General features: G+C 69.5%; 14 protein-coding genes. 10 read left to right on the top strand and 4 right to left on the bottom strand.

Features of this window, described 5'->3' with window-relative positions; genetic code table 11:
- Position 1: 1 nt before the first annotated feature.
- From AB0L75_RS30105 to AB0L75_RS30090, 4 genes are read right to left on the bottom strand one after another with little or no spacing between them, the layout of a single operon-like run.
- Positions 2-1,033, bottom strand: a complete 1,032-nt coding sequence (locus AB0L75_RS30105) for a LacI family DNA-binding transcriptional regulator (protein ID WP_365187090.1) — start codon at positions 1,031-1,033, stop codon at positions 2-4.
- Positions 1,030-1,935: a carbohydrate ABC transporter permease gene (locus tag AB0L75_RS30100; protein WP_365187087.1), complete on the bottom strand. Its 906-nt coding sequence runs from the start codon at positions 1,933-1,935 to the stop codon at positions 1,030-1,032. The genes AB0L75_RS30105 and AB0L75_RS30100 overlap by 4 nt, the downstream gene beginning before the upstream one ends.
- Entirely contained in the window at positions 1,932-2,858 is a 927-nt protein-coding gene (locus AB0L75_RS30095) for a sugar ABC transporter permease (RefSeq protein ID WP_365187085.1), read from the bottom strand. The genes AB0L75_RS30100 and AB0L75_RS30095 overlap by 4 nt, the downstream gene beginning before the upstream one ends.
- Positions 2,855-4,171: an extracellular solute-binding protein gene (locus AB0L75_RS30090; protein ID WP_365187083.1), complete on the bottom strand. Its 1,317-nt coding sequence runs from the start codon at positions 4,169-4,171 to the stop codon at positions 2,855-2,857. Before AB0L75_RS30090 ends, AB0L75_RS30095 begins: the two co-directional genes overlap by 4 nt.
- Positions 4,172-4,406: 235 nt before the next feature.
- Between AB0L75_RS30090 and AB0L75_RS30085 the strand changes: the two genes are divergently transcribed.
- The 10 genes from AB0L75_RS30085 to AB0L75_RS30040 all read left to right on the top strand — a co-directional run.
- Positions 4,407-6,428, top strand: a complete 2,022-nt coding sequence (locus tag AB0L75_RS30085; protein WP_365187081.1) for a beta-galactosidase — start codon at positions 4,407-4,409, stop codon at positions 6,426-6,428.
- Positions 6,429-6,537: 109 nt separating this feature from the next.
- The gene (locus tag AB0L75_RS30080; protein WP_365187079.1) at positions 6,538-8,100 is read left to right on the top strand and encodes a glycosyl hydrolase 53 family protein; all 1,563 of its coding nucleotides are present in this window, start codon (positions 6,538-6,540) and stop codon (positions 8,098-8,100) included.
- Positions 8,101-8,290: 190 nt separating this feature from the next.
- Entirely contained in the window at positions 8,291-8,578 is a 288-nt protein-coding gene (locus tag AB0L75_RS30075; protein ID WP_365187077.1) for an ArsR family transcriptional regulator, read from the top strand.
- Positions 8,579-8,697: 119 nt separating this feature from the next.
- Positions 8,698-9,651 carry an SMP-30/gluconolactonase/LRE family protein gene (locus AB0L75_RS30070; RefSeq protein ID WP_365187076.1) on the top strand — a complete coding sequence of 318 codons (954 nt, stop codon included), beginning with the start codon at positions 8,698-8,700 and terminating at the stop codon, positions 9,649-9,651.
- 89 nt (positions 9,652-9,740) lie between these two features.
- A complete protein-coding gene (crcB, locus tag AB0L75_RS30065) occupies positions 9,741-10,202 on the top strand; it encodes a fluoride efflux transporter CrcB (RefSeq protein WP_365187074.1) in 462 nt (153 codons plus the stop codon).
- Positions 10,199-10,579 carry a DUF190 domain-containing protein gene (locus AB0L75_RS30060; protein ID WP_365187071.1) on the top strand — a complete coding sequence of 127 codons (381 nt, stop codon included), beginning with the start codon at positions 10,199-10,201 and terminating at the stop codon, positions 10,577-10,579. Before crcB (AB0L75_RS30065) ends, AB0L75_RS30060 begins: the two co-directional genes overlap by 4 nt.
- Positions 10,576-10,950 (top strand): fluoride efflux transporter CrcB, encoded by a 375-nt coding sequence (gene crcB, locus AB0L75_RS30055; protein ID WP_365187069.1) that lies wholly within the window; start codon positions 10,576-10,578, stop codon positions 10,948-10,950. The genes AB0L75_RS30060 and crcB (AB0L75_RS30055) overlap by 4 nt, the downstream gene beginning before the upstream one ends.
- Before the next feature lie 75 nt (positions 10,951-11,025).
- Positions 11,026-11,862: an undecaprenyl-diphosphate phosphatase gene (locus tag AB0L75_RS30050; RefSeq protein ID WP_365187067.1), complete on the top strand. Its 837-nt coding sequence runs from the start codon at positions 11,026-11,028 to the stop codon at positions 11,860-11,862.
- Between the two features lie 172 nt (positions 11,863-12,034).
- Complete coding sequence (locus AB0L75_RS30045) at positions 12,035-12,715, top strand: FadR/GntR family transcriptional regulator (RefSeq protein WP_031226953.1); 681 nt, start codon at positions 12,035-12,037, stop codon at positions 12,713-12,715.
- The coding region (locus tag AB0L75_RS30040) for an amino acid permease (RefSeq protein ID WP_365187065.1) at positions 12,712-14,051 on the top strand (1,340 nt) is incomplete at its 3' end. The genes AB0L75_RS30045 and AB0L75_RS30040, both read left to right, overlap by 4 nt.

Here is a 14,051-nt window from a genome sequence, read left to right as displayed (position 1 = left end):
CTCATGCGGAAGCGCGTCGCACCAGCTCCGTCGGCAAGATCACCGCCGCCGGGTCCTCGCCGCCGATCTGCGCGAGCAGCACCCGCACCATCTCGTTGCTGATCCGGTCCCACGGCTGCCGGATCGTGGTCAGCTCCGGGGTCACGGCCGTGGCCGCCGGGGAGTCGTCGAAACCGCCGACAGCGATGTCATCCGGCACCCCCTTCCCGGCCCGGTGCAGCGACGCCAGCACGCCCTGCGCCATCAGGTCGGAGGCTACGAACACCGCGTCCATGTCCGGAGCCTGCGCGAGCAGCCGCTCCGCCCCCGCCTCACCGCTCGCCCGGCTGTAGTCACCGGAGACGATCAGGCTCTCGTCGACCCCGATGCCGGCCTCGGCCAGCACCTCCTTGTACCCGGCGAGCCGCTCCACACCACCGGGGGTGTCCAGCGGACCGGTCACCACACCGATGCGGCGCCGGCCGAGCGACAGCAGATGCCGGACCATGTCCCGGGCGCCGTCCCGGTCGTCGGCGGCCACGTAACTCACCTTGGAGCCGAGCCCGATCGGCTTGCCGCAGGCGACGAGCGGCACGCCCGCCTCCCGCAGCTCCTCCGCGACCGGATCGCCCGAGTGGCTGGAGACCAGCAGCACCCCGTCGACGTGCCCGGAGGTGATGTACCGCGTTATGCGGCGCCGTTCGTCCTCCGTGCCCGCGATCATCAGCAGCAGCGGGATGTCGTGGGCGGCCAGCGCCTGGGTGCAACCGCGCAGCAGGACATTGAAGTTGGGATCCTCGAAGAACCGCTCCTGCGGCTCGGTCAGCAGGAAGCCGACCGAGTCCGAGCGACCGGTGATCAGCGAGCGGGCGTGCCGGTTCACGACGTACCCGGTCTTGCGGATGGCGGCGTTGACCGCCTCGGCCGCGGCGGGACTGACGTAGTGCCCGCCGTTGAGCACACGCGAGACGGTGCCGCGCGAGACGCCTGCCTCGCGCGCCACGTCGTGGATCGTCGGCGGTTTGCGCCGGCCCCCCGAATTGCTCATGGTCATGACTTTACGGCTCCGGACAGCAGATCCAGGCTCCAGAACCGCTGAATAGCCAGGAAGAGCGCGATCAGCGGGAGGACCGCGAGAAACGCGCCCGTGATCACCAGCGTGTACAGCGCCGGAGTGTTGGCGCCCTGCTCCAGCAGCGTGTACAGGCCGAGCGTGAGCGGGAACTTCTCGTCGTCGCTGAGCATGATGTACGGCAGCAGGAAGTTGTTCCAGATCGCGACGAACTGGAACAGGAACACGGTGACCATGCCCGGGATCATCATCGGCAGCGCGATCCTGGTGAAGATCCGCCACTCGCTCGCCCCGTCCATCCGCCCGGCCTCCACCACATCGGCGGGGACGGCGGCGGACGCGTAGATCCGGGCGAGGTAGACGCCGTACGGGGAGAGGATCTGCGGCAGCAGCACGGACAGGTAGGAGTCCGTGAGGTTCGCCTTGGCCAGCAGCAGGTACTGCGGGATGGCGAGGATCACCGGCGGCATCAGCACGCCCGCGAGCAGGACGTTGAAGATCGTCTCGCGGCCCTTGAAGCGGTAGGTCGCGAGCGCGTAGCCGCTGAACGCCGAGACGGCCGTGGACAGCAGCGCGCCGAGACCGGAGTACAGGGCGGAGTTGCCCATCCACGTCCAGTAGATGCCGTCGCGGTAGGCGTTCAGGTCCTTGAGGTTCTGGGTGAACCCGGTGCCCGGCAGGAAGGTGAAGGTGGAGAACAGCTCGTGGCCGGACTTGGTGGACGCGATCACCACCCAGGCGACCGGCAGCAGTGTGTAGATCGCCCCGAGCAGCAGGGTGATCGTCGGCACCAACGCGATCCGGCGGCGTAGTGGCGGGCCCTGCGCCGTACCGGGGGTGGTGCCGGCGGCCGGGGCGGCCTTGCGGAGCGCAAGAGAACTCATCGAGCCTCCTCCTGCCTGTTGCGGCGGTTCGCGGCCCGCAGGAAACCGAACGACAGCAGCAGCGTGACCAGGGCGATCAGGACCGCCTCGGCGGCGGCCGAGTAGATGTCGTTCCGGTGGAAGGCGTCCTGATACACCTTCATCAGCGGACTCCAGCTGGTGTTGACGGAGTTGGTGAGCGGCTTGAGGGTGGTCGGCTCGTTGAACACCTGGAGCGTCGCGATGATCGAGAAGAAGAAGGTCAGCACCAGTGAGGGCGCCACCATCGGGATCTTGATCTTCAGGGCGATCTGCAGCGGCGTGGCGCCGTCGAGCTTCGCCGCCTCGTACACCTCGGCCGGGATGGACTTGAGCGAGGTGTAGATGACGATCATGTTGAAGCCGGTGCCGCCCCAGACCGCGATGTTCGACAGGGCGAGATACAGCGGACCGCCGTCCAGCAGGTTCGGCTGCGGAAGGTGGAGCCTGTCCAGCACGTAGTAGAAGGGGCTGACGTCCGGCAGATACAGGAAGCCCCACAGCAGCGCCGCCACCACACCCGGGATGGCGTACGGCAGAAAGATCGCGAGCCGTGTGAACGGGGCGAGCCGTACCTTCTCGGAGTCCAGCATCAGCGCGAACAGCAGGGCGAGGCCCAGCATCACCGGGACGACGATGCAGCCGTAACCGAGGACGCGCAGCGCGCCCTGCAGCAGCTCGCTGTCCCGGAAGGCCTCGGTGTAGTTCTGGACGCCTGCCCAGACTTCGCTCCGCGCGTTGGCTCCGAGGCCGAGCCCGGAGACATGGGCCTTGCGGAAGCTGAGGAAGACGGCGTAGCCGATGGGCAGCGCGAAGAAGAGGGCGAAAAGGATCGTGGCCGGGAGGAGGAAGCCGTACGGGGCCCCCTTGACCCCGTACGACTTCCGGCCTGCGGGGCTGGTCACCGGGAGACCTCGAAGCCCTGCTTCTTCATGTCGGCGACCGTGGCGTCCTGCATCTTGTTCAGGGCGGCGGCGAAGTCCGACTTGCTCTTGGCGGCGGAGCCGAACGCGTCGTTGAAGGTCGCGTAGGCGACGTTCACGTTCGGGCCCCACGCCGAGGGCGCCGTGGTCTTGGCGATCTCGGCGGCCTTGGGGTAGAAGTCGGCCTGGCCGGAGAAGTAGTCCGGCGGGTTGGAGAAGGCGCCGCTGAGCTGGGCGGACGTCGAGGCCGGGTAGATGCCGCTGTCCTTCGCCAGGGCGTCGAGGGCGTCGTGGTCGGTGTTCAGCCAGGCCGCGAACTTGGCGGCGGCCTCCTTGTGCGCGGAGTCGGTGGTCACGGCCGTGGAGGAGCCGCCCCAGCGGCCGGTGACGTCGTCGGACTGCGACCACTGGGGGAGCGGGGCCATGGCCCACTTGCCCTTCGTGTCCGGGGCGGCCGTGGTCAGCGTGCCCGGTGCCCACACGGCGCTCACCCAGGCGATCTGCTTGCCGGTGTCCAGCGCTTTGTTCCAGGACGGGGTGTACATCGGCTGGTTGTCGATGACGCCGTCCTTGACCAGCCCGCCCCAGAACCTGGCGACCTTCTGGGTGGCCGCGTCGTTGATCGCGACCTTCCACTTGCCGCCGGAGGCGGTCCACCACTTGGCGCCGGCCTGCTGGGCGAGCCCCGCGAAGAGACCGGAGTCGTTGGCGGAGAACGTGGTGAGGTCCTTGTCCGGAGCCTTCTTCTTCAGCTGGCGGGCGACCTGGGCGAACTCGTCCCAGGTGGTGGGGACCTTCAGGCCGTACTTCTTGAACAGGTCCGCGCGGTAGTAGAACATCATCGGGCCGATGTCCTGCGGCACCGCGTAGACCGCGTTCGTGCCGAGCGTGGTCTGCTGCCAGACGCCGTCGGCGAACCTGCCCTTCACGTCGCCGACTTCCTTGGATATGTCGGCCAGGGCGTCATTGCTGACCAGGGTCGGCAGCGCCTGGTACTCGGCCTGCACCAGGTCCGGGGCCTGCTTCGCCTTGTGCGCGGTGAGGATTTTGGTGATCAGCGTGTCGCCGGACGCCTGCTTCTTCACCGTGACCGTGATCTGGTCCTTCTTCCCGGGCCCCTTGTTCCACAGGTCCACGACCTTGTCCATGCCGGGCGTCCAGGTCCAGTACGTCAGCGAGACCGGACCGGACTCGGACTTGCTGTCGTCCCCGGAACCGCAGGCGGCGAGGGTGGTGGCGCCGAGCGCGACGGTGAGGGCGGATGTCACGAGGCGACGACGCTTCGTGTGCGGCATGGTTTCTCCCCTGACCTGGGTCCCCGCCTGCTGCGGGGACCTGCCATGCAGATGTGCACGTTCACATGACCCGGATGCCCCAGCGTGGAGAACCCCTGCCATGCTTCTGTGAGCGTTCACAGTAGAGAAACATCCCGGACACCTGTCAATGGTTGTTGCTGTGCGGTTATGTTGGCATCGCGCCGCCACCGTTGTGTGTGCACGTTCCCAAATGATCGATTCCCGGGAGGCAGTCATGCCGGACACCAGCCCCAGGGGCCTCACCAGGCTCGCCTTCGGTGGGGACTACAACCCCGAGCAGTGGCCGGAAAGCGTCTGGCAGGAGGACGTCCGGCTGATGCGGGAGGCCGGCGTCACCATGGTCAGCGTCGGGATCTTCTCCTGGGCCCTGCTGGAACCGGCGCCGGGCCGGTACGACTTCGGCTGGCTGGACCGCGTCATCGACCTGCTGCACGAGACCGGCATCCGTGTCGACCTCGGCACGCCCACCGTGGCGCCGCCCGCCTGGTTCTACCGGGCGCACCCCGAGGCGCTGCCGGTGACCGCCGAGGGCCTGCGCCACGAGTTCGGCTCGCGCGGCGCGATCTGCCACAGCAACACCGACTACCGCGCGGCCGCCGAGAGCATCACCACCCAGCTCGCCGAGCGCTACGGCGACCACCCCGCGCTCGCGCTCTGGCACGTGCACAACGAGTACGGCGTCCCCGTCTCGGCCTGCTACTGCGACTCCTGCGCCGCCCACTTCCGCCGCTGGCTCGCGCACACCTACGGCACCGTCGACGCAGTCAACGAGGCCTGGGGGACGGCCTTCTGGGGCCAGCGCTACACGAGCTTCGAGCAGATCAACCCGCCCCGGGCCACTCCGACCGTCGGCAACCCGGGCCAGGCCCTGGACTACCGGCGGTTCGCCGACGCGACCATCCGCGAGAACTTCCGCGCCGAACGCGACATCCTGCACCGCATCTCCCCGGGCGTCCCGGTGACCACCAACTTCATGACGGCGCTCAGCCAGTGCGACTCGCTGGACTACTGGGCCTGGGGGCGCGAGGTCGACCTCGTCACCAACGACCACTACCTGATCACCGACGGCCGTCGCACCCACGTCAACCTCGCGATGGCGGCCGACCTCACCCGCTCGATCGCCGGCGGCGCCCCCTGGCTGCTCCTGGAGCACTCCACCTCGGGCGTCAACTGGCAGCCCCGCAACCCCGCCAAGGCCCCCGGCCAGATGGCCCGCAACTCCCTGGCGCACGTGGCCCGCGGCTCCGAGGGCGCGATGTTCTTCCAGTGGCGCCAGTCCCGGCGCGGCGCCGAGAAGTTCCACTCGGCGATGCTGCCGCACGGCGGCACCGAGACCCGGGTGTGGCGCGAGGTGGTCGAACTCGGCGCGTCCGTCGACTCGTTGAGCACGGTCCGCGGCACCCGCACCGAGGCCGACGTGGCGATGCTGTGGGACTGGCAGTCCTGGTGGGCGCAGAACCTCGCCTGGCGCCCCAGCGAGGACCACGACCCGCGCGAACGCGCCGACGCCTTCTACGAGGCCCTCTACGACCGACACCTCACGGTCGACTTCGCCCACCCGGAAGCCGACTTCTCGGCCTATCCCCTTGTCGTCGTACCGGCCCTGTACCTGATGACGGAGGCCGCCGGGAACAACCTCCGGGAGTACGCCGCGAACGGCGGCACGCTCGTGGTGTCGTACTTCTCGGGCATCGTCGACGAGCACGACGCCGTGCACGAGGGCGCCTGCCCGGGCGCGCTGCGGGACGTGCTCGGCCTGACGGTGGAGGAGTTCTCGCCGCTGCTGAAGGACGAGCGCGTGCGTCTGACCGGCCCCGACGGCTCCGAGCTGACGGGGGACGTCTGGACGGAGTTCGTCGTGCCGCGCGGCGCCGAGACGGTGTGGCGGTACGCCGACGGTCTCACGGCGGGCCACCCGGCCGTCACCCGGCACCGGCACGGCCGGGGCACCGCCTGGTACGTCTCCACCCGCCTCGACGCCCAGGGCCTCGACGCGCTGATCGGCCGGGCGTCCGACGACGCCCGGATCGCCCCGCGCGCCGACCTGCCCCGCGATGTCGAAGTGGTGCGCCGCAGCGGCGAGTCCGGGACCTACCTCTTCGCGATCAACCACACCTCCGGCGACACCAAGGTGCCGCTGGAGTCGCCCGGCACCGAGCTGCTGACGGGCGAACGCGCCGCGGGCCGCCTTCCAGTCCCCGCGGGGGCCGTCCGGGTCGTACGACTCGACGGCTGAGCCGGCTCCCCTCCGTCCGCGTGTGCCACGAGAGCCGCGGGCGGAGGGGTTCTCCTCCAGCCCCACTGGAGGACACCCCTCCCCAGCCACGTCGAAGGGACGACGGACGATGAAGTTCCATCCCAGACGCACCATCAGGGCCCTGCTGGTGCCGCTCGCGGCCGGGCTCGCCCTCACCGCACTGCCCGCCCAGACCGCCTACGCCGCGAGCACCCTCACCAACGGCGGCTTCGAGTCCGACGGCACCGGCACGGCCGCCCCGACCGGCTGGTCCGAGTACGGCGACACCGGCGCTTCGTACACCGAGTCCGGCGGCCACAGCGGGAGTTACCGCCTAACCCAGTACTCGGCGTCGGCCTACAAGGTGGAGACGTACCAGTATCTGTCGGGCTTGACCAACGGCCGCTACACGTTGACCGCGTGGGTCCGCTCCAGTGGCGGACAGAACGCCGCGTACATAGCGCTCAAGAATTGCGGGAGTGCGGAGCAGCGGACCGATCTGCCCATCTCGTCCAGTGGGTGGATCCGTATCGTCACGCCGATCAATGTGACGAACAACCAGTGCACCATCAGCATCAACAGTGACGCGAACGCCGGCAACTGGATCAATGTTGACGATCTGACCTTCACGTCCGGCACCACCGGTACCTCCATCCATGGCGCCGACATCTCCTCCCTGGCCAAGAGCGAGGCCAAGGGCGGTGTCTACAAGACGAGTTCCGGCACGAGTGGCGACGCACTGTCCATCCTGAAGTCGTACGGCATGAACTACGCCCGCCTGAAGGTCTGGGTGAACCCCGCGGACGGCTTCAACGACAAGGCGCACGTCCTGGCGGTGGCCAAGCGCGTCAAGGCCCAGGGCATGAAGCTGCTGGTGGACTTCCACTACTCGGACACCTGGGCCGACCCTGGCGCCCAGAGCAAGCCGGCCGCATGGGTGGGCCATACATACAGTCAACTCAAGACGGACGTCTACAACCACACGTACGACGTGTTGAACGCCTTGAAGGCGCAAGGCACCACCGCCGACATGGTCCAGATCGGTAATGAGATCAATGCCGGCATCCTGTGGTCCGAGGGTTCGACGGACAACTGGGGTCAGCTGGCGGGACTGCTCAACTCGGGCTACGCCGCGACCAAGGCGGTCAGCTCGTCCACGGTCGTCGCGCTGCACCTGGCCAAGGGCGGGGACAAGTCCGGCATGGAGTGGTGGTTCGACAACGCCGTCGCCAATGGCGTGAAGTTCGACGCGATCGGCCTGTCGTACTACGGCTACTGGCACGGCCCGCTCTCCGACTTCCAGACCACCCTGGACGACGCGGCCTCCCGCTACGGCAAGCCCGTGTTCGTCGCCGAGACCGCCTACCCCTTCACGCTGGCCCAGGACGACTCCCTGGAGAACCAGATCGACACCACGAGCGAGCTGGTGAGCGGCTACCCGGCGACCGTGGCCGGCCAGACCAAGTGGATGAACGACGTGGCGAGCATCGTCGAGGCCGTCCCGAACGGCCGCGGCCTCGGCGTCTTCTCCTGGGAGGCGACCTGGACCGCCGTCACCGGCAACGGCTGGGACCCGACCGACGCCGGCTCCGGCAACGGCTGGGAGAACCAGGCCCTGTTCGGCTACGACGACAAGGGGCTCTCCTCCATGACGTGGTTCAGCCACCGCTGAACCACAGGTGACGAGGCCCGGCCGTAAGGGGCGGCCGGGCCTCCGCCGATTTTCCGGGGTCATATGCACTCGCCCCGGTCGCACGGCCGTTCGGTACCGGACAACGGCCGCGGAGTCCCGGACGCGACGGCGTCGGCCGCGCCACAGTGGGAACACTGCGTACGAGGAGGCCGGGGACGGAGGCGGACGGATGATGGGAACCCCCTCGGGCCGGATGCGGCAGACGATTCTGGAATGGCTGAAGGACCCCGCGGTCCACTTCCCGGCGCCCGGTCGCCGCGACCTCGCCGAGACCGGAGTCACCGCACGGGCCATCGCCGCCAAGCTCGGCGTGCGCCACCGGACCGCCCGCGCCCATCTGGACTTCCTCACCCGGCTCGGTCTGCTGCGCACCCGCCGGCTGCGCTGCCGCACCCACTACCGGCGCGACGAGATCCGCATCGCCGAGGTGGCCCGGGTGTTCGAGAAGGGGTGGTGACGGACATCGCGGGTGAGACGCCGGACCGGCGGGGCAGGATGGAGGGAGGGATCGATGGGGCTCGGTGATCGCCCGGCCGGCAGGCAGGACGGGCCGACCGACGGCGAAGGGCACCGCACATGGACCGACCCACGGCGCTCGTCCCCCTTCACTACGTCTCCCTCGGCGCCCGCGGCCCCGAGGACGTGGTGGCCGACGCGCACGGACGTGTGCTGACCGGAGTGGAGGACGGCCGGATCCTGCGCCTGCACCACCTCGGCGATCCGCGGACCGCCCGCGTGGAGGTGCTCGCCGAGACCGGCGGCCGCCCCCTCGGACTGGAACCACTGCCGGACGGCGGCCTGGTGGTGTGCGACGCGGAACGCGGCCTGCTGCGCGTCGACCCGGGCCGCGGCCCCGGCACCGTCCGCGTCCTCGCGGACTCGGTGGCGGGGGAGCGGCTCCGCTTCTGCAGCAACGTCGTCGCCGTCCCGGACGGCACCCTGTACTTCACCGTCTCCAGCGGCCGCTATCCGCTCGATCAGTGGGTCGGCGACATCGTCGAACACACCGGCACCGGACGGCTGCTGCGCCTGACGCCCAAGGGCGGTGAGCCCGAAGTCCTGCTGGACGGGCTGCAGTTCGCCAACGGCCTCGCGGCCGGCGGTGACGGCTCGTTCCTGGTCATCGCCGAGACCGGCGCCTGCCGGCTCACCCGCTACCACCTCACCGGCCCGCGCGCCGGCCACGCAGACCTCTTCGCCACGCTGCCCGGCATGCCGGACAACCTCTGGCGCGAGGGCCCCGACGGCCCGATCTGGGTCGCGCTCGCCAGCTCACGGGTCCCGCCGCTGGACCTCCTGCACCGCACCCCGCCCGGCGTGCGCGGCGCCGCCGCCCGAGCCGCCGTACACGCGCCCTACCGCCCGAGCGGAACGATCGGGGTGATGGCCCTCGACGACACCGGCCGGACCGTCCGGCACCTGGTCCGCCGCCGCTCCGGCTTCCGCATGGTCACCAGCGTCTGCGCGACCGGGGACCACCTCGTCCTCGGCAGCCTCCGGGAGCCCGGCGTCGCGGTCTGCGCACGATGACCCGGCGGTAGGCTGGTGCCCGGCCGTGATCACCCGTCGGGGCAGGACGAACCACCCGTCGAGGCAGGCCGAACAGGAGACGCAAGCGCATGACAGCCCCGGAAGCCGAGAGCCTCCGCGTCCGCCCCGCCCCGCGGCGGCGGTCCGAGTGGCGTACCCAGGCACCCGTCGTCGCGGTGGTCGCCCTCGGCGGCGCCCTGGGCGCCTGCGCCCGCTACGGCCTCACGCTCGCCTGGCCCACGCCGCCCGGCGCCTTCCCCTGGGCGACCTTCTGGACCAACGTCAGCGGCTGCGCGGTGATCGGTGTCTTCATGGTGCTCATCACCGAGGTATGGGCCGCCCACCGCCTGATACGCCCCTTCTTCGGCACCGGCGTCCTCGGCGGCTTCACCACCTTCTCCACCTACGCGGTCGACATCCGCAGGCTGGTCGACGCGGGCCGCGCCGGCCTCGGGCTGGCCTATCTCGCCGCGACGCTGTGCGCGGCCCTCGCCGCGGTGTGGCTCGCCTCGGTCGCCGCCCGCCGGGTGCTGATCAGGAGGCAGCGATGACGTCACTCAGCGGCCGGGCGCTCCGGCTGACCGTCTACATCGGCGAGGACGACACCTGGCACCACAAGCCCCTCTACTCCGAGATCGTGCACCGCGCACACGCGGCTGGACTCGCCGGGGCGAGTGTCTTCCGGGGCATCGAGGGCTTCGGTGCCTCCTCCCGTATCCACACCTCCCGCCTGCTGTCCCTGAGTGAGGACCTGCCCGTGGCGGTCGTCGTGGTGGACACCGAGGAGCGCGTACGAGCCTTCCTGCCGCAACTGGACGAACTCGTCGGGGAAGGGCTCGTGACGCTGGAGGAGTGCGAGGTCGTGCGGTACGTGGGACGCGCGGGCGGCCCGGGAGCCAAGGAACCGAAGGGTAAGAAGTCGTTGTGAACTGGCTGCTGGTGATCGCGGGGGCCGTGGTCGGCGCACCCCTGCGCTATCTCACCGACCGTGCCGTGCAGGCCCGCCACGACTCCGTCTTCCCCTGGGGCACCTTCGTGGTGAACGTCGTCGGCTGCCTGGTCCTCGGGCTGCTGACCGGCGCGGCCTCCACCGGTGCCGCCGGGACCCATCTGCAACTCCTGCTGGGCACCGGGCTGTGCGGGGCGCTGACGACGTACTCGACCTTCTCCTACGAGACGCTGAGGCTGACCGAGGCCGGCTCCGGGCTCTACGCTGCCGTCAATGTCGTCGCGAGCGTGGCGGCGGGGCTCACCGCGGCCTTCGCGGGCGTCGCGCTTGCTCATGTCCTGTGGGCCTAGACCCTCGCCCGGCAGCCGCGCGCAGCAAGTACTGTCTACAGCACTGTCGACCAACTCTCCCCAGAACTGGATTCCATGAGCGCCATCTCCGTCGGTCAAGCCGTCGTCCTCGGAGTAGTCGAGGGGGTGACCGAGTTCCTCCCGGTGTCCTCCACGGGTCACCTGAAGATCACTGAGGGGCTCATGCACATTCCCGTCGACGACAAGTCCGTCGTCGGGTTCTCCGCCGTCATCCAGGTCGGCGCCATCGCCGCCGTGCTCGTGTACTTCTTCAAGGACATCAAGCGGATCGTCTCCGCCTGGTTCCGCGGTCTGACCAACCGCGAGGAGCGCTACCACCACGACTACAAGTTCGCCTGGTGGGTCATCTACGCCACCATCCCGATCGTGGTCGTCGGCCTCGCCGCCAAGCCGCTGATCGACGGGCCGCTCGGCTCCCTCTGGGTCGTCGCCGGCTCCCTGATCCTCGGCTCGGTCGTGATGTGGTGCGCGGACCAGATGGGCCGCCACAAGCGCGGTGAGGACGACACGTCGTTCAAGGATGCGATGTGGGTCGGCTGCTCCCAGATCCTTGCCCTGCTCTTCCCCGGCTTCTCCCGCTCCGGCGCCACCATGTCCACCGCGCTCATCCTGGACCTGGACCGCGTCGCCGCCACTCGGCTGTCGTTCTTCCTCGGCATCCCGGCCCTGACCGGCGCCGGCATCTACGAGCTGAAGGACGCCCTCGGTGCGGGCGTGGGCGCGGCTCCGCTGGCCGTCGGCACCATCGTGTCGTTCGTGGTCGCCTACGCCTCCATCGCCTGGCTGCTGAAGTTCGTCGCCAAGCACTCCTTCAACGCCTTCGTGATCTACCGCATCGTCATCGGCGTGGGCCTGCTCGGCCTGCTCGCCACGGGCGTGCTCGACGCCTGACCGAACCCTCCTGATCACCCACGGGGTGCGGATGCCTGCATTCAGGCGCCGCACCCCGTGAATGTTTCCTTACGCGATGTCTTGACAGTTCCCTGACGCAACCCGCAGGATCGCTCCCGTGAACCTGTCAGACAGCCAGACAGGTGGCCCGGCCCCGCGGCGCGTCAGCGCCATGGAAGCGGTCCTCGGCCACCTGCGCGGCGCCATCGAGCGCGGCGAGTACGCCATAGGCGACAAGCTCCCCTCCGAGGCCGAGCTGTGCCGCACCCTCGAGGTGTCCAGGCCCGTGCTGCGCGAGGCGCTGCGCGCGCTGCAGACGATGGGCCTCACGGTCTCCCGGACCGGCAAGGGCACCTTCGTCGTCGCGAACGCCGTCGAGGACCCCACCTTCGGCGACTACGCGGCCAGCGACCTGCTCGAGGTGCGCCGGCACATCGAGATCCCGGTCGCCGGGTACGCGGCCGCGCGCCGCACCCCGGAGAACCTGGACCACCTGGCGCATCTGCTCGACCGCATGGAGCGGGAGACGGACACCACGGCCTGGGTGGCGATGGACACCCTCTTCCACCTCGCGATCGCCGAGGCCGCCCAGAACCCGGTCTTCCGCCGGGTCATCGAGGAGATCCGCGACGCACTGGCGCGTCAGTCGGCCTTCCTCAACGAGCTGGGCGGGCGCCGCGAGCAGTCCAATCGCGAGCACCGGGCGATCGTCGAGGCGCTGGTCGACGGTTCCGAACACGACGCGGTGGAGGCGATGAGCCACCACCTGGACCGCGTCGAGACGACCCTCACCGACATCGTGCGTCCCCAGCGGACGGACGACCTCCCCACGGAAGGCGGACCCGAGGCGTGAGCGAGCAGCACCTCAAAGACGAGACGCGCCCCTCGTCCGGCCATGTCGACGCCGGAGACGCCGGCTACAGCAAAGGCCTGAAGCACCGGCACGTCAACATGATCGCCATCGGCGGAGCCATCGGCACCGGCCTCTTCCTCGGCGCGGGCGGCCGGCTCGCCGACGCCGGACCCTCCCTGTTCATCGCGTACGCCGTGTGCGGCGTCTTCGCCTTCCTGGTCGTGCGCGCCCTCGGCGAACTCGTCCTCTACCGCCCGTCCTCCGGTGCCTTCGTGTCGTACGCGCGGGAGTTCCTGGGCGAGAAGGGTGCCTACACCGCGGGTTGGATGTACTTCCTGAACTGGGCGACCACCGGCATCGCCGACATCACCGCGGTCGCCACCTACACCCACTACTGGGGCATGTTCTCCGACATCCCGCAGTGGGTGATCGCGCTGATAGCGCTGGCCGTCGTCCTGACCGTGAACCTGATCTCGGTCAAGATCTTCGGCGAACTGGAGTTCTGGTTCGCGATCGTCAAGGTCAGCGCGCTGGTCGTCTTCATGTGCATCGGCATCTTCCTGCTGGTCACCCAGCACCCGGTCGAGGGCCACCACCCCGGCCCGTCCCTGATCACCGACAACGGCGGTGTCTTCCCCAACGGCCTGCTGCCGATGCTGCTGATCATCCAGGGTGTCGTCTTCGCCTACGCCTCCGTCGAGCTGGTCGGTGTCGCGGCCGGCGAGACCGAGAACCCCGAGAAGATCATGCCGAAGGCGATCAACTCGATCATGTGGCGCGTGGGCCTGTTCTACGTCGGCTCCGTCGTCCTGCTCTCGATGCTGCTGCCCTGGAACCAGTACCGGGCCGGCGAGAGCCCCTTCGTGACCGTCCTGTCGCACATCGGCGTCCCGGCGGCCGGCGGCGTGATGAACCTGGTCGTGCTCACCGCCGCCATGTCCTCGCTGAACTCCGGCCTGTACTCCACCGGCCGCATCCTGCGCTCCATGGCCATGAGCGGGTCGGCGCCGAAGTTCACCGCGCGGATGAGCCGCAGCCAGGTCCCGTACGGCGGAATCCTGCTCACCAGCGGTATCTGTGTCCTCGGTGTGGGCCTCAACTACGTCGTCCCCGCCGACGCGTTCGAGATCGTCCTCAACTTCGCGGCGATCGGCATCCTCGCGACCTGGGGCATGATCATGATCTGTCACCTGCTCTTCTGGCGGAAGACCCAGCGGAGCGAGCTGATCCGGCCGTCGTACCGGCTGCCGGGCTCCCCCTGGACCGAACTCGTGACGCTGGCGTTCCTCGCCTCCGTCCTGGTCCTCATGTACGCCGACGGCGGCGCCGGACGCAC

The sequence above is a fragment of the Streptomyces sp. NPDC052101 genome, from assembly GCF_040680235.1.
Classification (GTDB): Bacteria; Actinomycetota; Actinomycetes; order Streptomycetales; family Streptomycetaceae; genus Streptomyces.
The sequence above is the reverse complement of the archived record's forward strand: the minus strand, read 5'-3'. Positions and strand labels throughout refer to the sequence as shown.

Coding starts and splice junctions, on each gene's coding strand:
- AB0L75_RS30105 (WP_365187090.1), bottom strand. CDS start 1,033: ATGACCATGAGCAATTCGGGGGGCCGGCGCAAACCGCCGACGATCCAC.
- AB0L75_RS30100 (WP_365187087.1), bottom strand. CDS start 1,935: ATGAGTTCTCTTGCGCTCCGCAAGGCCGCCCCGGCCGCCGGCACCACC.
- AB0L75_RS30090 (WP_365187083.1), bottom strand. CDS start 4,171: ATGCCGCACACGAAGCGTCGTCGCCTCGTGACATCCGCCCTCACCGTC.
- AB0L75_RS30085 (WP_365187081.1), top strand. CDS start 4,407: ATGCCGGACACCAGCCCCAGGGGCCTCACCAGGCTCGCCTTCGGTGGG.
- AB0L75_RS30080 (WP_365187079.1), top strand. CDS start 6,538: ATGAAGTTCCATCCCAGACGCACCATCAGGGCCCTGCTGGTGCCGCTC.
- AB0L75_RS30075 (WP_365187077.1), top strand. CDS start 8,291: ATGATGGGAACCCCCTCGGGCCGGATGCGGCAGACGATTCTGGAATGG.
- AB0L75_RS30070 (WP_365187076.1), top strand. CDS start 8,698: ATGGACCGACCCACGGCGCTCGTCCCCCTTCACTACGTCTCCCTCGGC.
- crcB (WP_365187074.1), top strand. CDS start 9,741: ATGACAGCCCCGGAAGCCGAGAGCCTCCGCGTCCGCCCCGCCCCGCGG.
- AB0L75_RS30060 (WP_365187071.1), top strand. CDS start 10,199: ATGACGTCACTCAGCGGCCGGGCGCTCCGGCTGACCGTCTACATCGGC.
- AB0L75_RS30050 (WP_365187067.1), top strand. CDS start 11,026: ATGAGCGCCATCTCCGTCGGTCAAGCCGTCGTCCTCGGAGTAGTCGAG.
- AB0L75_RS30045 (WP_031226953.1), top strand. CDS start 12,035: ATGGAAGCGGTCCTCGGCCACCTGCGCGGCGCCATCGAGCGCGGCGAG.